This window comes from Mesorhizobium sp. CAU 1732 (assembly GCF_039888675.1).
In the GTDB taxonomy this organism is placed as follows: domain Bacteria; phylum Pseudomonadota; class Alphaproteobacteria; order Rhizobiales; family Rhizobiaceae; genus Aerobium.
The window spans coordinates 2,618,031-2,636,016 of sequence record NZ_JBDQQR010000001.1; the positions used below are offsets into that span (position 1 = coordinate 2,618,031).

Annotated in this window: 17 protein-coding genes; 5 read left to right on the forward strand and 12 right to left on the reverse strand. The window is 63.4% G+C overall.

The features are described from left to right. Positions 1–200: 200 nt before the first annotated feature. Together AAFN55_RS12750 and AAFN55_RS12755 are read left to right on the forward strand one after the other, a co-directional pair. Positions 201–908 (forward strand): GntR family transcriptional regulator, encoded by a 708-nt coding sequence (locus AAFN55_RS12750; protein WP_347799207.1) that lies wholly within the window; start codon positions 201–203, stop codon positions 906–908. A 186-nt stretch (positions 909–1,094) separates the two neighbouring features. Beyond that, positions 1,095–2,264 carry a pyridoxal phosphate-dependent aminotransferase gene (locus AAFN55_RS12755; protein WP_347799208.1) on the forward strand — a complete coding sequence of 390 codons (1,170 nt, stop codon included), beginning with the start codon at positions 1,095–1,097 and terminating at the stop codon, positions 2,262–2,264. A 10-nt stretch (positions 2,265–2,274) separates the two neighbouring features. Here the strand turns inward: AAFN55_RS12755 and AAFN55_RS12760 are convergent, their stop codons facing one another. The 12 genes from AAFN55_RS12760 to AAFN55_RS12815 all read right to left on the reverse strand — a co-directional run bounded on the left by AAFN55_RS12760 (position 2,275) and on the right by AAFN55_RS12815 (position 14,000). Beyond that, positions 2,275–3,039, reverse strand: coding sequence for an amino acid ABC transporter ATP-binding protein (locus tag AAFN55_RS12760; RefSeq protein ID WP_347799209.1), 765 nt, complete (start codon positions 3,037–3,039; stop codon positions 2,275–2,277). Positions 3,040–3,063: 24 nt separating this feature from the next. Next, positions 3,064–3,861, reverse strand: a complete 798-nt coding sequence (locus tag AAFN55_RS12765; RefSeq protein ID WP_347799210.1) for a transporter substrate-binding domain-containing protein — start codon at positions 3,859–3,861, stop codon at positions 3,064–3,066. 54 nt (positions 3,862–3,915) lie between these two features. Beyond that, complete coding sequence (locus AAFN55_RS12770; RefSeq protein ID WP_347799211.1) at positions 3,916–4,572, reverse strand: amino acid ABC transporter permease; 657 nt, start codon at positions 4,570–4,572, stop codon at positions 3,916–3,918. A gap of 9 nt (positions 4,573–4,581) precedes the next feature. After that, complete coding sequence (locus AAFN55_RS12775) at positions 4,582–5,253, reverse strand: amino acid ABC transporter permease (protein ID WP_347799212.1); 672 nt, start codon at positions 5,251–5,253, stop codon at positions 4,582–4,584. A gap of 67 nt (positions 5,254–5,320) precedes the next feature. After that, positions 5,321–6,349, reverse strand: coding sequence for a LacI family DNA-binding transcriptional regulator (locus AAFN55_RS12780; protein WP_347799213.1), 1,029 nt, complete (start codon positions 6,347–6,349; stop codon positions 5,321–5,323). A gap of 159 nt (positions 6,350–6,508) precedes the next feature. After that, the gene (locus tag AAFN55_RS12785; RefSeq protein WP_347800255.1) at positions 6,509–7,354 is read right to left on the reverse strand and encodes a carbohydrate ABC transporter permease; all 846 of its coding nucleotides are present in this window, start codon (positions 7,352–7,354) and stop codon (positions 6,509–6,511) included. A gap of 58 nt (positions 7,355–7,412) precedes the next feature. Beyond that, positions 7,413–8,360 (reverse strand): sugar ABC transporter permease, encoded by a 948-nt coding sequence (locus AAFN55_RS12790; protein ID WP_347799214.1) that lies wholly within the window; start codon positions 8,358–8,360, stop codon positions 7,413–7,415. A gap of 107 nt (positions 8,361–8,467) precedes the next feature. Then, complete coding sequence (locus AAFN55_RS12795; RefSeq protein ID WP_347799215.1) at positions 8,468–9,787, reverse strand: extracellular solute-binding protein; 1,320 nt, start codon at positions 9,785–9,787, stop codon at positions 8,468–8,470. Positions 9,788–9,894: 107 nt separating this feature from the next. Further along, positions 9,895–10,959, reverse strand: a complete 1,065-nt coding sequence (gene ugpC / locus AAFN55_RS12800; RefSeq protein WP_347799216.1) for a sn-glycerol-3-phosphate ABC transporter ATP-binding protein UgpC — start codon at positions 10,957–10,959, stop codon at positions 9,895–9,897. Between the two features lie 44 nt (positions 10,960–11,003). Beyond that, positions 11,004–11,141 (reverse strand): hypothetical protein, encoded by a 138-nt coding sequence (locus tag AAFN55_RS12805; RefSeq protein ID WP_347799217.1) that lies wholly within the window; start codon positions 11,139–11,141, stop codon positions 11,004–11,006. Positions 11,142–11,501: 360 nt separating this feature from the next. Beyond that, positions 11,502–12,260, reverse strand: a complete 759-nt coding sequence (locus AAFN55_RS12810) for a sulfite exporter TauE/SafE family protein (RefSeq protein WP_347799218.1) — start codon at positions 12,258–12,260, stop codon at positions 11,502–11,504. 9 nt (positions 12,261–12,269) lie between these two features. After that, positions 12,270–14,000: a thiamine pyrophosphate-requiring protein gene (locus tag AAFN55_RS12815; protein WP_347799219.1), complete on the reverse strand. Its 1,731-nt coding sequence runs from the start codon at positions 13,998–14,000 to the stop codon at positions 12,270–12,272. Positions 14,001–14,248: 248 nt separating this feature from the next. On the opposite strand from AAFN55_RS12815, the gene AAFN55_RS12820 reads away from it, so the two are divergent. The 3 genes from AAFN55_RS12820 to AAFN55_RS12830 are packed head-to-tail and all read left to right on the forward strand — an operon-like array spanning position 14,249 to position 17,928. Then, complete coding sequence (locus AAFN55_RS12820) at positions 14,249–15,205, forward strand: TAXI family TRAP transporter solute-binding subunit (RefSeq protein ID WP_347799220.1); 957 nt, start codon at positions 14,249–14,251, stop codon at positions 15,203–15,205. A gap of 6 nt (positions 15,206–15,211) precedes the next feature. Continuing rightward, a complete protein-coding gene (locus AAFN55_RS12825; RefSeq protein ID WP_347799221.1) occupies positions 15,212–17,161 on the forward strand; it encodes a TRAP transporter fused permease subunit in 1,950 nt (649 codons plus the stop codon). Beyond that, a complete protein-coding gene (locus AAFN55_RS12830; RefSeq protein WP_347799222.1) occupies positions 17,158–17,928 on the forward strand; it encodes an IclR family transcriptional regulator in 771 nt (256 codons plus the stop codon). The genes AAFN55_RS12825 and AAFN55_RS12830 overlap by 4 nt, the downstream gene beginning before the upstream one ends. The last annotated feature ends 58 nt before the right edge of the window (positions 17,929–17,986 follow it).

The window sequence follows — 17,986 nt, forward strand, 5'->3', positions numbered from 1 at the left end:
CATTACGATCACTTGATCATAGAACTCGGATAAGATCAATCAGGGGGTAGGTCAGGATGCTGGCGGCCATGCGGAGTGCGCCGCAAGACGGGTGCGCAAAGGGAACCTGATATCCGGCGGCGTGATCGGATTGATGATACAGGCATCAGAAAATAAGGTGCGGGTCGGCGCAGCTTGCAAAGGGGCGGTAGAGGTCTGGTATGAAGATCGGGAATGTTCAGGGCTTCGACAGCCTTCGCATAGAGCCGCGGGCTCCGCGCCAGACGATTCAGGAGGTCGTCTATCAGCGGTTGAGCTACGCCCTGATGGCCGGGCGGTTCGACCCCGGACAAACGCTGACCATTTCCTATCTCGCGGACCTGTTTGGCACGAGCCATATGCCGGTGCGTGAGGCGTTGCGGCGTCTGGCGGCGGAAAAGGCGCTTCAGACGACGCCGTCGGGTTCTTCGATCGTTCCGTTCGTCAATCGCGCGATGCTCGACGATCTGTGCGATGCGCGCTGCGTGGTGGAGGGGCACGCCGCGGCGCGCGCGATCGACAAGATCGACCCGCCATTGCTTCGCACGCTCGAGCACAATCTTGCCGACCATGCGGCGGCAGGAGCCGAAGAGCAGATCGAGACGATGTTGCAGAAGAACCAGGAGTTCCATTTCCTGATCTACGGCGCGTCCGGATCCGAAACGATGCTGCAATTGATCGAGGCACTTTGGCTGCGCTTCGGGCCATATCTGCGTATGCTCAGCAAGCACCTCAAGACCCATGGCGGAAACAAGGCCGAGTATACCGAGCATCACCGCGACATGATCCTGGCGATCAGGGCGCGGGATGCTGATGCATTACGCGCGCATATCGTCGCCGATATCGATGCGACGCGCGAACTTCTGCGCACGCTTTGCCCTGCCGACTGAGCAAGGCCGGTTGTCTTCGTGAGCCGGAGAACGAGAGCGGCTTGCTGCGGTTGATTGTTTGATCAAATGCTCATAGGGTGGAGTCGGTCGACATCGCCGCCGGTCGTTTTGCGGTGCCTTACTGTTTCTCGTCACGGGGAAGCGCATGGGTGTGTGATGCGAACCAACGCATGAAGGGGGTCAAGCATGATACGCGCGTCGCGCCGCGTCACCGAGACGGCAGTGAAAAGTTTCGGGATGTACGAAAAGGCCGCGCTGCGTCACGCGGCTGGTCATGATGTCATCCGGCTGGAACTTGGCCGCCCCTATGCGGATACGCCGCATCATATCAAGCAGGCGACCATCGATGCGCTGCTGGCCGGCGAGGTCCACTACAGCGACATGCAGGGACTGCCTGTGCTGCGCGCCGCTTTGGCGGACAAGGTTCGAAAAGCGAACGACGTGTCTGTCGACGCTTCGGAAATCCTGGTCACGAACGGTCTGACGCATGCGTCCTTCGCGGCGTTTCTTGCCTTTCTGGACCCGGGTGACGAGGTCATTCTTCTTGAGCCGTTCTACCCGCAGCATGTCGGGAAGATCGAACTCGCCGGCGCGAAGGTCGTTACAGCGCCGCTCGATAGCGAGAACGGTTTTTCGATCTCGGCCGACCTGATCCGGCCCAGGATCACCGCGCGAACGAAGATGATCGTGCTCGTAAATCCGGTCAATCCGACCGGGCGCGTCTATGGGCGCGATGAACTTCAGGCGCTTGCGGATCTCGCGATTGAACATGACCTGCTGGTGGTGTCCGACGAGGTCTACGAGGAAATCGTCTATGACGGACACCGTCACGTCAGCATCGCGTCATTGCCGGGCATGAAGGAGCGAACGATTTCCATGTTCGCTTTTACGAAGTCGTTTTCCATGGACGGGTGGCGGCTCGGCTACATTGCGGCCGACGCCTCGCTGCTCCCCGCATTGACGAAGATCACGATGAACGACGTGACCCACGTCAACACCTTCATCCAGTATGGAGCGCTTGCCGCTGTCACCGGGCCTGGAACCGTGCTTCGGGATCTGGTGGCCGCCGACAGGCGAAAACGCGACCTAGTCGTCCAGCGCCTGAACCAGATGCCCGGCGTGACCTGTGCGCTGCCGGAAGGAACGATTTACGCATTTGCCGATGTCAGGGCGACGGGGCTGCCTTCGGTCGAGCTAGCCGCGCGCATCCTGGAAACGGCAAACGTCTCGGTCGAGGCAGGTTCGTTCTATGGCCCGGGCGGGGAGGGCTATTTGCGCGTATGTTTCGGCTCGCAATCCGAAGCCCGCCTCGACGAGGCGATGGATCGCCTTCAGGGCTTCTTCAACCGTATTTGATCCCCACACGCTATTCGGTTGAGATCTGGCCGAGAAACGTGCGGGTTCGTTCGTGCTTCGGATTGGAGAAGAATTCCTCCGGGCCGGCAATCTCGACGATCTCGCCCTGATCCATGAAGATGACGCGGTCGGCGACCTTGCGCGCAAAGCCCATCTCATGGGTGACGACGATCATCGTCATGCCTTCCGTCGCGAGGTCGATCATCGTGTCGAGCACTTCCTTGACCATCTCCGGATCGAGCGCGGAGGTCGGCTCGTCGAACAGCATGATCTTGGGGTTCATGCACAGCGCGCGGGCGATCGCCACGCGCTGCTGCTGGCCGCCGGAAAGCTGGGCCGGATATTTTTCGGCCTGCTCGGGGATGCGCACCCGGGCGAGGAACTTCCTGGCCGTCTCCTCGGCTTCAGCCCTGGAGACGCCACGCACCTTCATCGGCGCGAGCGTGCAGTTCTCCAGCACCGTCATGTGCGGGAACAGGTTGAACTGCTGAAACACCATGCCCACGTCGCGGCGCACCTGCTCGACGTTCTTCGGGCCGGCGGTCAGTTCGATGCCGTCGACGAAGATCCTGCCCTTCCCGACCGCCTCGAGCTGGTTGACGCAGCGGATCAGCGTCGACTTGCCCGACCCCGAAGGGCCGCACACGACGATCTTCTCGCCGCGTGCGACCTCGAGGTCGATGTTCTTGAGAGCGTGGAACGTGTTGTACCACTTGTCCACACCCTCCATCCTGACGGCGGGCATGTCTGCGCTCTTGGTGTTCGTCACGGACATACCCGCACTCCTTCTTGCGATCCGTTATTCGGAAACGAGGAACTCGGGCAGCGGACCGCCGACCCACTTTTCGTGCAGCTCGTTGAGCTGGCCGCTCTCCTTCGCCTTCGCGACGAACGCGTTGATGTGCTCCATCAGCTCGGTCTGTCCGGGCCGCGTGGCGATGCCCTGACTCTGGCGGCGCAGCGAGAACTTGGTGTCGAACCGGTCGGGCGCGACCGAATTGATCTGCGCGATCACCACGTTCGACGCGCCCATCAGCGGCACCTGACCCGACAGCAGTGCCTGCACGGCCGAGGCATCGTCGTCGAAGCGCTGGATGTTGGCGTCCTGCGGCGCGATCTCGGTGATGGCGGTGTCCTGCGTGGAGGCGCGGGCGACGCCGACGCTCTTGCCGGAGAGGTCGGCGGCTTCGGTCACCTCGGTGTTCGCGTCGCCGAAGACGAAGATTTCGATGCCGGCATAGCCGTCCGAGAAGTCGACCTGCTCGGCGCGCTCGGGCGTGATGCCGAGCGAGGCGACGAGGATATCGACCTGGCCGGAGAGCAAATAGGGGATGCGGTTCGGACCGGTGACCGGCACGATATTGACCGCGACGCCCATGTCCTCGGCGAGAAGCTTCGCGACGTCGGCATCATAGCCGTCCGGCTGGCCCTGCTCGTTGATGATGCCGAAAGGCGGGAAATCGACCAGCATGCCGATGTTGATCGTGCCGCGCGATTTGATCTCCTCGACCGTCTGCGCTGCCGCGCCCGAGAGCGCCACGCCTGCCGCGAGCGCTGCGCCGAGCGCCAGTCCGGCAATCTTTCCGAAGATGTTCATGTGCTGGTTCCTTCCCTGTTTGAAATGTTCGGCCTTATGAAGCCGTTGGCTGTCTCAACGCCGTGTCGCCACGGCGAAGCGGTTTTCCATGCGGCGCGCGACGATCGACAGCGGCCAGCACAGGATGAAGTAGAGTGCGGCGACCAGCCCGAACACCGTGAACGGGTCGAAGGTCGCGTTGTTGATGATCTGGCCCGCGCGCGTCAGCTCCACAAAGCCGATGATCGAGGCGAGCGAGGTGCCCTTGATGAGCTGGACGAGAAAGCCGACCGTCGGCGCGACCGCGATGCGGGCGGCCTGCGGCAGGATGATGGACTTCATGCGGTCGTAATAGCGCAATCCCAGCGCCCAGGAGGCTTCGGCCTGGCCTTTCGGCACAGCCTCTATGCAGCCGCGCCAGATCTCGCCCAGGAAGGCGCTGGCATGCAGCGTCAGCGCAATCGCGGCCGCCAGCCACGGATTGATGCCCAGCCCGAAGATGTTGAGCCCGAAGAAGACGAGGAAGAGCTGCATCAGCAGCGGCGTGCCCTGGAACAGCCGGATGAAGCCGAGCGCCGCATAGCGCAGCGGCGGGATGGAAGACACCCTGGCAAGCGCGACCGCCAGCCCGCCCACGACGCCGCCCGCGAACGCGACCGCCGACAAGGCCACGGTCCATTGCACCGCCATGACGATGAACCAGAATTCGTTGATTCCGAAAGCCCTGATCATGTCATCCTCCTAGCGCGCCAGCGGATAGTTGAAGGCATATCGCTGGATCGCCGCGAAGAGGGCCGAGAAGCCCAGCGACAGGATCAGATACATGACTGTGATGACGAGATAGACCTCGAAGGCGGCGAAGGTCTGCGACTGGATGTTGTTGCCGGCGGCCGCCAAATCGGTGGCGGAGATGACCGACACCACGCTCGACGTCAGCATCAGGTAGATGAACTGGCTGGTCAGGGCCGGATAGATGGTGCGCAGCGCCGGCTTCATGATGATGTAGCGGAAGACCTGCATGCGCTTGAGGCCGAGTGCGGTGCCCGCCTCGACCTGCCCCCGGCTGATGGATTCGATGCCGGCGCGGATGATCTCGGTGGCATAGGCGCCGACATTGACGGTCAGCGCTGTCAGTGCGGCGACATTGGGCGACAACCTGATGCCAAGCGAGGGCAGGGCGAAGAAGATGAAGAAGATCTGGATGAGAAAGGGCGTGTTGCGGATCGCCTCGACATAGCAGTCGACGAGGAAGCGCAGCGGCTTCGGCCCCGCGGTCTTGGCGATGGCGCAGGCGACCGCGACGATCGTGCCCAGCAGCATCGCGCCGAAGGAAAGCTGGATGGTGGTCAGCGCGCCGGTCAGCAATTGGTCGAAATTGCTGAAGACCGGCGCAAATTTGAACTGATAGCCCAAGGCGAACCTCCCTATTGCGCGCGCTGGTGCCGTTTAGATCGATCTAAATCCAACTATGCGCCTCGGGTCAAGCCGAAACGGCCATCGCAGCCGAGCGCAGTGGCCCGCAGGAGCCGCGTTGAACGAAATAAGTGGGCACGGCCGTGCGTGCGATCTCCGCTTCCGGCTCTTCGATCCGGCGCAGGAGAAGCCGTGCTGCGGTCTCCCCGACCTTGAAGGGTTCCGTGGCGACGGAAGCGAGGCCCGGCCTGACCAGATCGGCCTCGGCGACGTTGTCGAAGCCCACCAGGGAAACGTCGCGGCCGGGCATCACGCCGAGATCGGAGAGACCGCGATGCAGGCCCAGTCCGAGCACGTCGTTGTGGCAAACCAGCGCAGTGGGCCGTTTTGGGCGGTTCATGATGTCGGGCGCTGCCATGCGGGCGGCGTGATGGGTCGACTGGAGTTCCCTGACGAAGAGCGGTTCGAGCCCGTTCTCCGTCATGGCTGTATGGAAGCTGGCGAGACGCTCGGTGTGTGCGGAGTGCACCGTGTCGGCGGCTATGTAGCCGATCCGCCGATGGCCGAAATCGGCGAGGCATTGAATCGCTTCGCGCATTCCGCCTTCGGGATCCATGCCGGCATAATCGCCCGAGGTTCCGGGAACCATGCGCAGCGTCTGCACCATCGGGATGTCCCATCTGTGGGCGTCTTCGACGAAGCGCTGCTCCGTTCCCTCGGCGGGACAGACGATCAGCCCGTCCACGCCGTGCTCGCGCATCCGGTTGACGAAGCCGTCCTGTTTGGGCGCGCTCTCGTTTGAATTGGCGAGGATGACCGCCAGTCCCGCAGTCTCCAGCACGCTTTCGATGCCGGCCAGGAGCACGGCGAAGAACGGGTTGGTGAGATTGGGGATGATGACGCCGGCGGTGCGGCTGCGGGACGCCCGCATCCGGGCCGCGCCGAGATTGTAGACATAGCCGAGTTCGACCATCGAGGCTTCGACGCTGGCGCGCGTGGCGGTGCTGACCAGCGAACTTCCGCGCACGACGAGCGACGCCGTGGCGCGCGAAACCCCGGCATGTTGCGCGACGTCCAGAAGCGTAATCCGTTTCATCTTCGCCCGGCTCGACTGGTGCCAAATTTCGTTTAGATCGATCTAAACATCATACGGAATGAGCCTGGTCCGGTAAAGTCCCGTCGAATGGCGCTGGTGGCGGGCGAATCCGAAAGATAGCGAGGCGCTTTAACGCGGTCACCGGAGCGGAAACGCCCGTTACTCCTTCACGGCGCCGGTCATCGACGAGACGTAGTAGTCGACGAAGAACGAATAGAGGATGACGACCGGCAGCGAGCCGATCAGCGCGCCGGACATCAGCGCACCCCATTCGTAGACGTCGCCGCGCACCAGTTCCGTCAGCACGCCCACCGGCACGGTCTTGTTCTCCGAGGAGGAGATGAAGGTCAGCGCGTAGATGAACTCGTTCCACGACAGGGTGAAGGCGAAGATGCCGGCCGAGATCAGCCCCGGAACGGCCAGCGGCAGGATGATCTTGGTCAGGATTTGCCAGCGTGTCGCGCCGTCGACCAGCGCGCTTTCCTCCAGCTCGAACGGGATCGAGCGGAAATAGCCCATCAGGAGCCAGGTGCAGAACGGGATCAGGAAGGTGGGATAGCTGAAGATCAGCGCCAGTCGGGAATCGAAGATGCCGAACTGGAACACCATGAAGGCGAGCGGGATGAACAGGATCGACGGTGGCACCAGATAGGCGAGGAAGATCATCAGCCCGGTGACCCGCGCGCCGGTGAACCGGATGCGCTCGATGGCGTAGGCGGCCAGGACGGACGCCGCCAGAGAAATGATCGTCGAGAAGACGGACACGATCATCGTATTCCACAACCAGCCCGGATAGGAGGTCTCGAACAGCAGGAAGCGGATGTGGTCGAGCGTCGGCTGCACCACCCAGAACGGGCTGTAGGTCGAGTAGTTGGTGAGCTGGTGGTTCGGCTTCACCGCCGTGATCGCCATCCAGTAGAACGGAAACAGCAGCACGAAGAGGAAGATCGCGAGCGGCAGGTAGATGACGACGATCCTGCGCGGCAGCGTGTTGAACTGCTGCATGCCGACGATGTCGTCCTGCGGGGGCGTGGTGGCGGGTGGCTGGCTCATCGCATGCTCCTCAATCCGCCCCGCCCTGCTGCCAGCGGCGTCTCTGCAATCCGAAGAAGGAAAACAGGATCGCTGCGAGCAGGAAGGGGATCATCGCGACAGCGATCGCCGCACCCTCGCCAAGCTGGCCGCCGGGAATGGCGCGCTGGAAGGAGAGCGTCGCCATCAGATGCGTGGCATTCACCGGCCCGCCGCGCGTCAGCACGTAGATGAGCTGGAAATCTGTGAAGGTGAACAGCACCGAGAAGGTCATCACCACGGCGATGATCGGCGTCAGCAGCGGCAGCGTGATGCGCCGGAACCGCTGCCAGCCTGTTGCGCCATCGAGCGCGGCCGCCTCGTAGAGCGATTGCGGGATGGTCTGCAGGCCGGCCAGCAGCGAGATCGCGACGAAGGGGATGCCGCGCCAGACATTGGCGGCGATGACCGCAGCGCGGGCATTGTTGGGATCACCGAGGAAGTTGATCGGCCGGTCGATGACGCCCCATTGCATCAGCACCCACGAGATGATCGAGAACTGGGAATCGAAAATCCACCAGAAGGCGAGCGCCGACAGCACGGTCGGCACCACCCAGGGCAGGAGGATGATCGCCCGGAACAGGTTCTTGAACGGCATGTGCTCGTTCAGGATGAGTGCAAGCCACAGGCCGAGCACGAATTTCAGCACCGAGGCGACGGATGTGTAGAGCAGCGTGTTGAACACCGACATCCAGAAGACGGAATCGTCCCAGAGCCACTGGTAGTTCTCCAGCCCGATGAAGGTGCCCGACCGGCCGATCTGCGTGTCGGTGAAGCCGAGCCAGATGCCGAGCCCGAGCGGATAGGTCAGGAAGCAGAGCAGGAAGACGGCCGCCGGCAGCATGAACAGGATGCCGAGCCCGTTGCGGCTCTGCGACAGGCGCTCCAGGAACGTCCGGGCGCGCGGCGTGTCCTTCTCGTCTGCTCGTACAACGCTCATGCGGAGCCCTTTTCCTCAGAGTCTGGTTCTCGAAAGACCGTACCACGCGCCCCACCAAGGGGAGGGCGCGCGGCGGTGAGGATGCCGCCCGAAGGCGGCATCCCGTGTCAGACGCGGTAGTAGCGGTTGGCGCGACGCTCCGCGTTCTGGATCGCCTCTTCAGGCGAGCGCTGTCCGGTGACGGCTTCGGCGAACATGTCGACCAGCACGTAGTCTGCCATGACGCCGGCGGAGGCGTAGCCGAGCGGGCCGGCATAGCCGTTGGGCCGCAGGCTCGCCGATGCCTTCGAATAGGGCTCGTGGATCGGGTTCGATGTCCAGACGGGGTTCGCCTCGTATTCCTTCAGCGGCTGGCAGCAATAGGCGCTGGCGCCTTCGATCCAGGCATTCATGTTGTCCGACTGGTACATGAAGGCGAGGTAGGCCTTCGCCGCCTCCGGATAACGGCAGTGGTTGAAGACCGAAATAGTCGAAGTCTGGTGCAACTCGACCGACTCGCCGACCGGGCCGATCGGCATGTTGCTGGTCCGCATGTCGTCGGCGATCTCCTGCATCGCCGGATCGTTCCTCGCCGCATAGTAGACCGAAACGCCGTTGGCGATCAGCGACACCTGGCCGGCAAGGAAGGCACGGTTGTTGTTGATGTCCTGCCAGCTTTCGGTGCCGGGGATGAAGGTCTTGTAGAGTTCCTGCGCGTATTGGATCGCGGCGAGCGTTTCAGGCGAGTTGATAGCGACAACACCCTGCTCGTCGACCATCTTTCCGCCATGGCTCCACAAAAGCCAGTGCGCGTAGTTGTTGCCGTCGCCGACCGCCTTGCCGTGCGGGAAGCCAGCGGGCGTGCCCTTGGCCTGCATGGCCTTGCAGAGTTCGAGGAAGCCGTCGGTGTCGTTCGGAAACTCCGTGAAGCCAGCCGCTTCCATATGGCTCTGGCGGTAGCAGATGGCGTTACCGATCGCGCAGAGCGGCAGGGCGATGAAGGCGTCACCGCGCCTGGCATAGCCCTCGATGCCTGGATACCAGCCGCCATGGGCCTCGCCCAGCGAGGTGCCGAGGTCGGTGAGATCGGCCAGCTTGTCGGGATATTGATGCGCGTCGTCGAACCAGCCCATCACCATGTCCGGTCCCGAACCGATATTGGCCGCGACGGCTGCCTTGGGGCGCACGTCCTCCCAGCTTTCCTGGTCGATGCGGACTTCGACGCCCGTCGCCTCGGTGAAGGCGCGGGTGTTCGCGTTCCAGGCTTCCTCCTCCGCCTTGACGAACGGAACCCAGCGCAGGAGCCTCAGGCTCGCGCCTTCCTCCGGCGTGAATGTCGGCACTCCATTCTGCGCGAAGGCCCGGCGGGGCATTGCGAGATTGCCGAAGGCCGCCGTGGCGGCAACGCCTGCAGTGCCTGCAAGTATCTGTCTGCGATTGATCGACATGTCATCTCCTCCGTTGAACAAGGCAGAACGGGCAGGGGCCCGCTTTGCCATTCCTCCACCCGGCAGGCATCTTGCGGCGCCTTCACCGGCACGGCCCTTACGGCCGATCAGTCAGTCAACCGCTTGCCCGTAACGGCGTCGAACAGATGCGCCGCCTTCGGATCGATCGACACGTTGAGAATCTCGCCGGGCTTCAACAGCACCCGCTCGCGGAAGACACAGGTCACCTGCGTCTGGCCGAGCGCGGCGACGACCTGGCTCTCCGAGCCCGTCGGCTCGATGACCAGGACCTTGAGCTCGGTCGAACCGCCGAGCGTGACGCCTTCCGGCCGGATGCCGTAGACGAGCTCGCGCCCGCGCGCCGACGCGATGCCGGGGGGCGCAGGCAGAACGATGCCGTCGCCGGTGACAAAGCGGGAGGGGTCGGCGTCGTCGAGCTTGCCGTTGAGCATGTTCATCGCAGGTGAGCCGATGAAGCCAGCGACGAACAGGTTTGCCGGCTCGTCATAAAGGTCGAGCGGCGCGCCGATCTGTTCGACGAGGCCGTCATTCATGACGACGATCTTGTCGGCCATGGTCATCGCCTCGATCTGGTCGTGCGTGACGTAGACCGTGGTCGTGGTGAGGCGCTGGTGCAGGTTCTTGATCTCGGTGCGCATCGAGACGCGCAGCTTGGCGTCCAGATTGGACAGCGGCTCGTCGAACAGGAAGACCTGCGGGTCACGGACGATCGCGCGGCCCATCGCCACGCGCTGGCGCTGACCGCCGGAAAGCTGCCGCGGGTATCGCTCCAGCAGGTTCGAAAGGCCGAGGATTTCGGCCGCCGGTTTTACCTGTTTCTCGATCTCGGCTTTCGAGGCGCCGTTGAGCATCAGCGAGAAGGCCATGTTTTCCGCGACCGTCATGTGCGGATAGAGCGCGTAGTTCTGGAACACCATCGCGATGTCGCGGTCTTTCGGCGGAAGGTCGTTCACGACCCGGCCACCGATGCGGATCTGGCCGCCGCTGATGTGCTCCAGCCCGGCCAGCATCCGCAGAAGGGTGGACTTTCCACAGCCCGACGGACCGACCAGGATGACGAATTCGCCGTCCTCGATATCGACGCTCACGCCCTTGATGACAGGGTGTGTCCCGAATGTCTTGCGTACGTCGTCGATCTCGACTGACGCCATGTTGTCTCCTCCTCAATCCGCCCAATAGGCAGGAAATCCGCGTCTCATCCCTTCCCGGTGAACGGCAGGCCAGCGATGTCGTGATTGGTGGCACGGGGCGCGGAGTTGGGCCGCGCCGTGTTGGCCAAGATCGAGCTGTTGTCGATGAAGCGCCTGGAAGGCGACTGCGCCTTGAACGCCATGACGGCCCACCCGCCTTCGCTCGACACTGCCGCAGTCTTTTCAATTATGTCGCTACAGCGTGCAGTAACAGTCGCCTGCCGATCCGCACCGGCGAAATCCTGCCCGATGGCGCGGCCAACGCCCGTCACGAGCACGACCGATCGCGTCCGCGAAGGCGCGTCAGCCGTGCATTCAAGCCCGGACAGTTACAACCCATGCGATCTCCTCCCAGAGACAGTTTCGGGTCGCCGCCAAGCCGGAATGGCAGCGCTGCCTGAATCGGTAACCCATCGATTGGGGGCTGGCAAGGCTTATATGGCAGCGCTGCCAAATTCGTGTGTCAAGCCTTGAAACCGGTGCCGCGGGAGTGTCTCGACGCATTAACCGGAGGCAAACGGGACCGCTTCGTAGACCAGTTTCAGCGCCAGTCCGACGAGGAGCAGCAGGATGGCCCGGTCGAATGCTGCGGGAGAAAGCCGCCGTGCCAGCGCCGCGCCGACGGGCATGAAGGCAAGGATGGGAACGACGGCTGCAAGGCTGAGGGTTATCAGGGGCAGGGACAATATGCCGACATAACCAAGCGCCGGAATCTGGACCACTGTCATCGCCACGAAGAAGGTGGAGATGGTGAAGATGTATGCGTGTCGCTCGAGGCGCATGGCATTGAGGAAGGTGATCGAGACGGGCGCCGATATGCCCGATGACCCCTGAAGTATGCCGGCGACGAGACCCGCGGGTGCCGCCAGACGCGAGCCGGCCCGGCGGCTCAGGGTCCAGCCCGGCCGGGAGAGGCGTATCATCACGTAGCCGAGAACGGCGAGCGCGACGATGATCGACAGCGTCTCGTGCGGCAGCCAGGCGAGCATGAAGGTCCCCGCCAGTGCCCCCGCCGCGCCTGCCGCTGCGAATATCCAGCCCAGATGTCCGGTGAGGCGGTGCGTGCGATGTTGCCAGCCCTGCCACAGGTTCGTCAGCAGGTTCGGCATCATCATGATGACGACCGCCAGCTTGACGTCGAAGACGGCGGCCAGCGCCGGAACGGCCAGGATGGGCGCGCCGGCTCCGGTCGCGCCCTTGAGAACCCCGCCCAGCGCAAGACAGATGAAAACGAGCAGGAACTGGGCGGGGTCGATGGTCATGGCGCTCGTTCAGTGGCTGTCGGACAAAGCCACACGCACTTCCAGGAAAGCCTGCCGGCGTTCGTTGCGTATCACCGACAGCGCCCGCTCGAGCGCCGCGGGCAGATCGTCGCCATGCTCGACCCGCTCCACATGGGCGCGGCTGGCGGCGGCGACCATGCAATAGTCCGGCGCGGGCTCGAGCGAGACGAGCGGCATCGCGTTGGCCTTCGCCGCAGCGCCGTCCGGGTAGCTGTTGACCACCGAGCGACGCACAGCGTTCCATATGCCGTTGTTCTTGACGATCGTCAGGATGGGCAGATCCAGTGCCTCGGCAATCTGGTGGCAGGCGATGGGATTGGCGAACATGTAGGATCCATCGCCGATGCAGGCGATGACGAGCCGTTCGCGGTCGGCGAGTTGCGCGCCGAGCGCCGCGGGCATCGCCCAGCCCAAGCCACCCGAATGGGGGTTTATGAAGACGCGGTTGGCCCCGCTCACCCGCATGGCGCCCGGCACGACACCGAGCTCGCCGAAGACCACCGCGCGCTCGTCCATGATGTCGGAGATGCACTTGCTGAGCCACTCCGCGCTCATCGGGCCGGTGCGCCCCTGTTGGGCGAGTTCTTCCGCCGCCGCGAGCCTTTGCGCGCTGCGGCGCCCGGCGTCGGCGCGCCGTTCCGCTACGGCCGGACCCGGTTCGCCCATCGCACGCGCGATCGATGCAATGCCGGCCGCCGGGTCGCTCGTGATCGCGAGGTCCGCCTGATAGCCACGGACGGGCATGCGCTGGAAGTTCGGATCGGTACCGATATGGACGATCTTCGTCCCGTCAGCCGGTCGATGCACCGCCTCCATCCACGGCACTCCGCTGTCGACGACGAGGACGACATCCGCCTCCGAGAGGGGACCTTTGACGTCGTGTCCAAGGAACATCGGATGGTCCGAAGGCATCAGATTGCGGATCGGGAAGGGCTCTATGACCGGAATGCCATGGGTGCTTGCGAGCGCCGCCAAGGCTTCGGCAAGCCGGCCTTCGGGATCGCCGCGCTGGCAGAGGATCAGCGGCTTCTTGGCCGCGGCAAGCCATGCCGCAGCCAGCGCCGTCGCCTCGGGATCGGGATGGGGTGCGGATGCGGGCACCTGATGCGCCGCCGGCCGTGCCGCCTTCGCCGCCACCTTCTCCATCAGCGGCTCACGCGGCAGGGCGACATAGACCGGTCCGCGCGGCTCGCTCATGGCGAGGCTGGTCGCCCGTACGGCCAGCATGTCGCCCTGCTCGGGATAACGCATCTCATAGCTGAACTTGGCGACGTCGCTGACCAGCGAACTCTGGTCGTACATCTCCTGACCGTACTGGATGGGCGTCATCCGGGAACCGAGCCGCCCGCTTTCCGTGATCGGTGTCCGCCCCGACATCATCAGCAGGGGGATGTTGTCGCTCGCCGCGTTGATGACGCCCATCGCCGAATTGGCGAGCCCGACATTGACGTGGACCATCACCGCCTGCGGCGCGCCGGTCATAAGGTAATAACCATGAGCCATGGCCACGCCGGCCGTTTCGTGCGGGACCGTCACCGGCTCCGGCACGCTGTCGGCGTCGAGCGCGACGAACGCCTCGATGATCGGCGGGAAGTCGGTGCCGGCATTGGCGAAGATGTAGTCGATCCCGGCGCGCTTGAGCCCCAGAAGCAATGTCTCGGCCCCGGTCAGGCCTTCGCGCGTCCATTCGCCGGGATCGCCGGCATCCTGCTTCACCATCGGATAGAACTCCTCCATAATCTCATTTTGCTGGAATTTTGCGGCGATCGGCCACTCCGTTTGGCCTCCCAAAGCAGCGCAGGACAAGCGCCGTGTCTTCAGCGCCGGCAATTCCATGCACGACAGCACGAAATTGCCCTTGTAATGACCGCAATTGCAAGTGCATATTGATGCAATAATCTCTCTTTATGGGATTTTAGTCGCCAAGGGAGCGGGCGATTCAGCAACATTCTACCGGAGGAGAATCCATGAAAGCCATATTTGCATCCGTTATGCTCGCGGCAGGATTTGCGCTGAGCAGCGCGGCGTCGGCCCAGACTGTCGGTATCGCCACGTCCAATCCCGGCTCGATCTTCCACAACATCGGCACAGCCGTCGCCAACGCCGCCAACCAGGCCGGTCTCAACGCCACCATTCAGCCTGCGACGAGCCCGAACCAGTATATTCCCTATGTCGCGTCTGGTGGCATCGAGTTCGGCGCGGCCAACCTCCAGGAAGTCAACTATGCGCTGGAGGGCAAGGAATGGTTCGAGGGGTCGGTCAATCCCGACCTGCGGATCGTCGCCCTCGTCATGCCGCTGGTCGAGGCGATCTTCGTGCGCGCCGATTCCGACATCCGTTCGATCGCGGATCTGCGCGGCCGTCCGATGGTGGACGGCTATACCGCCCAGAACACCATCCTGCCGCAGCTCGACGCGATGTATGCGACCGTCGGCATGACGCGGGCCGACATGCAGCCGGTGCAGGTGCCGAGCGTGGTGGCCGGTGCTGATGCCTTCATCGCCGGCGACGCGGTCGGCTTCATCTTCGCTCACGGTGCCGGCAAGGTTCGCGAGGCGGACGCCTCGGTCGGCGGGCTGCGCGCGCTGCCGATCGAGAACACGCCGGAGAACCTGGAACTGGCGCGCAAGTTCTGGCCGGTGGCCTTTTTCTCGCAGATGTCGCCCGGTCCCAATTCGCCGGGCGTCGAGGAGACGGCGAACTTCTTCGCCTACCCGCAGGTGATCTTCACCCATGCCGGCGTCGACGACGAGGTCGTCTACCAACTCACCAAGGTCATTCACGAGAGCAAGGAATTGATGACGCAGACCTTCCCGCCGTTCAATGCTTTCGACCCAGCCGAAATGGCTGGCGATACGGGGGTTTCCGAGTTCCATCCCGGTGCGTTGCGCTTTTACCGGGAAGCCGGTCTCCTGAGCGAGTAGAGGTCCATGGTGTCGGTATATGAAAGAAAGCCCGGTTTCGGGCTTTCCGCTGCCGTTGGGCGGCCGCTCATCGAGTTTCTGGCGCTTTGCCTCACCTTTCTTGCCATTGCGTGGGCGGTCGGCGTGCCTCGCATGGCCGGGGTAGCCTTCTATCCCCAGCAATATATGGCGATGATGCTGGCACTGGCGATGCCGATCGCATTCCTGATGCTGCCGGCCCGGCGTGGCGAGGTGCGCCACGTGGTGCCGTGGTATGACTGCCTCGCCGCCGCTCTCTCATTCGGCGCCGTGGTCTACATGGCCGTGCGCTATCCGCAGGTCGTCAACCTGATCTTTTCCAAGCCGGCAAGCGCCTGGATCCCCGGTACCATCATCATCGTGCTGCTGCTCGAGGCCGTGCGTCGTGCGACGGGCTGGGCTCTGGTCTTCATCATCGGTGCCTTCCTGCTTTACGGGCTGTTCGGCAACTATCTGCCCGGGCGATTTGCCGGACGCGCGCAGGACTGGACGATGCTGGCCGGCTACATGGCCTATGACAGCAACGGCATTCTCGGCCTTCCGATGGTCGTAGCGGCAACGATCGTCGTGACCTTCATCCTGTTCGGCGCGCTGCTTGCGGCCACCGGCGGCACCAAATTCTTCACCGACGCCGCACTTCTCGCCATGGGCCGTTTTCGTGGAGGCTCCATGAAGATCGCCGTCGTGGCCTCGGCCCTGTTCGGCTCGGTCTCCGGCTCGGCGGTCGCCAACGTGGTGGCCACCGGCGTGGTCACGATCCCGATGATCAAGCGCGACGGTTATCCCGCCCACAAAGCGGGCGCGATCGAGGCCGTGGCCTCGACCGGAGGACAGATGATGCCGCCGGTGATGGGAGCGGCCGCCTTCCTGATGGCCGAATTCCTGCAGATTTCCTATGCGGAAGTGGCGATGGCCGCGCTCGTGCCGTCGCTGCTTTATTATGCCGCGCTCTTCATCCAGACCGACCTCGATGCCGCCCGTCTCGGTATCGCGCCGCTGGCGAAGTCGGAGATCCCCGACCGCAGGAGCGTGCTCAGCGGCTGGCATTTCGGCCTCGCCTTCGTGGTGCTGATCTATGCGTTGTTCACGCTGGGCTGGCAGCCGGAGCGGGCAGCACTGGTCGCCTGCCTGTGCGTCGTGATCACCTCGGCGATCTTCGGCTACGAGGCGGTGCGGCCAAAGTTGAGGGCGCTGTTCGACGCATTCCCGGAAACGGGAAAGTCGGTCGTCGAAATCATCCTGATCTCGGCCGCTTCCGGTATCGTCATCGGAGTTCTCAACGTCACCGGTCTGTCCTTCAACCTGACCTATGCTTTGGTGCAACTCGGCGGCGGCAACCCGCTCGTACTGCTGGTGCTGTCGGCTGCGGTTTGCATCGTGCTCGGCATGGGCCTGCCGACATTGGGCGTCTACGTGCTGCTCGCCGCACTCGTCGCCCCGGCGCTGGTGGAAGTCGGCTTCAATCCGATCGCCGCCCATCTCTACATCCTCTATTTCGGGATGATGTCGATGATCACGCCGCCGATCGCGATCGCCGCCTTTGCGGCAGCCAGCATCGCCAAGGCCCCGCCGATGGCGACCGCGATGGCTTCGGTGAAATTCGGCTGGTCCGCCTTCATCATCCCGTTCCTGTTCGTATTCTCCCCGACGCTGATCCTGATCGGCGAACCGGCGAGCATCGCGCAGGCGCTGGTGACGGCGGTGGTCGGCGTGTGGATGGTTTCGGCGGGTCTCGCCGGCTACCTTTTCACCCGGTTGTCGCGTCTTTCGCGGGCGCTTTTCATCGTCTTCGGATTGTTGGCGCTGGTCCCGGCGGAGGCATTCCATGGTGCCGGCTATACCGATATCATCGGAGTGCTGGGTGGCATGGTGTTGTTCGTCATGGAAGTGCGCAAGGCCCGGCAGATAAAGCAAAGGGGCAAGGAGGCCTTGGTTTGAGCGAAAAGGCGGGCAATAGTCTCGAGCGTGTTCTCTCGGTTCTGCAGGTCTTTACCGAGGAACGGCTCGAATGGACGCCCGAGGAACTTATGGAGGAGTTGGGCTATAGTCGGCCCACCCTCTACAGGTATCTCAAGACGCTCAAAGAAGCGGGGCTGCTGGTCTCGATGCCCAATGCGGGGTTCACGCTGGGACCCAAGGTCGTCGAGATGGACTACCTGATGCGCCAGTCGGACCCGGTCATCAAGATCGGGCACATGCATCTCGAAAATCTCACCAAGAAATATTCCTGCACGGCGCTTCTGGTTCGCTGGTACGGCAACCGCATCCTTTGCGTCGATTCGGTCTCGTCTACCAAAAACCCCATATCCAGCTACCCGCGCGGTCGGCCCATGCCGCTGGCGCGCGGCGCCATTGCGCGCTCCATCGTCGCCTTCCTGCCCAAACGGCGGATGGTTCCGCTGGTCGAGGCAAGCATGGCGGAGTTTCGCTCGGTCGGGCTTGGAGACACGCTTGAGGACGTTGTGGAGAGCCTGCGCCGGGTACGGAAGGCCGGCTGCGCAGTGGCGTACGGAGAGGTGACGCCCGGTGTCGTGGGCATCGCAGCACCCATTTTCGACACCGGGCAAAGCCCTGTCGCCAGCGTCTGCACGACGATAGCCGGAAATCTGGTCGACGGCACGGTCATCGACGAAATCAGTCGGAATGTGCGGCAGGTCGCAGCGGATATTACCGAGGAAATGTCCCGCAGCAGGCACAAAGAGTAATCCTGCAATCTCAAGTTATGAGATTATCATTGACTTCATTGGATGGGGTGCGCATTTT

Excerpts from the sequence above, each read along its gene's own strand:
- AAFN55_RS12825 (WP_347799221.1), top strand. The coding sequence starts at position 15,212 with ATGGTGTCGGTATATGAAAGAAAGCCCGGTTTCGGGCTTTCCGCTGCC.
- AAFN55_RS12780 (WP_347799213.1), bottom strand. The coding sequence starts at position 6,349 with ATGAAACGGATTACGCTTCTGGACGTCGCGCAACATGCCGGGGTTTCG.
- AAFN55_RS12760 (WP_347799209.1), bottom strand. The coding sequence starts at position 3,039 with ATGTCCGTGACGAACACCAAGAGCGCAGACATGCCCGCCGTCAGGATG.
- ugpC (WP_347799216.1), bottom strand. The coding sequence starts at position 10,959 with ATGGCGTCAGTCGAGATCGACGACGTACGCAAGACATTCGGGACACAC.
- AAFN55_RS12820 (WP_347799220.1), top strand. The coding sequence starts at position 14,249 with ATGAAAGCCATATTTGCATCCGTTATGCTCGCGGCAGGATTTGCGCTG.
- AAFN55_RS12815 (WP_347799219.1), bottom strand. The coding sequence starts at position 14,000 with ATGGTGAAGCAGGATGCCGGCGATCCCGGCGAATGGACGCGCGAAGGC.
- AAFN55_RS12755 (WP_347799208.1), top strand. The coding sequence starts at position 1,095 with ATGATACGCGCGTCGCGCCGCGTCACCGAGACGGCAGTGAAAAGTTTC.
- AAFN55_RS12785 (WP_347800255.1), bottom strand. The coding sequence starts at position 7,354 with ATGCAGCAGTTCAACACGCTGCCGCGCAGGATCGTCGTCATCTACCTG.
- AAFN55_RS12795 (WP_347799215.1), bottom strand. The coding sequence starts at position 9,787 with ATGTCGATCAATCGCAGACAGATACTTGCAGGCACTGCAGGCGTTGCC.
- AAFN55_RS12750 (WP_347799207.1), top strand. The coding sequence starts at position 201 with ATGAAGATCGGGAATGTTCAGGGCTTCGACAGCCTTCGCATAGAGCCG.
- AAFN55_RS12765 (WP_347799210.1), bottom strand. The coding sequence starts at position 3,861 with ATGAACATCTTCGGAAAGATTGCCGGACTGGCGCTCGGCGCAGCGCTC.
- AAFN55_RS12810 (WP_347799218.1), bottom strand. The coding sequence starts at position 12,260 with ATGACCATCGACCCCGCCCAGTTCCTGCTCGTTTTCATCTGTCTTGCG.
- AAFN55_RS12790 (WP_347799214.1), bottom strand. The coding sequence starts at position 8,360 with ATGAGCGTTGTACGAGCAGACGAGAAGGACACGCCGCGCGCCCGGACG.
- AAFN55_RS12805 (WP_347799217.1), bottom strand. The coding sequence starts at position 11,141 with ATGGCGTTCAAGGCGCAGTCGCCTTCCAGGCGCTTCATCGACAACAGC.
- AAFN55_RS12770 (WP_347799211.1), bottom strand. The coding sequence starts at position 4,572 with ATGATCAGGGCTTTCGGAATCAACGAATTCTGGTTCATCGTCATGGCG.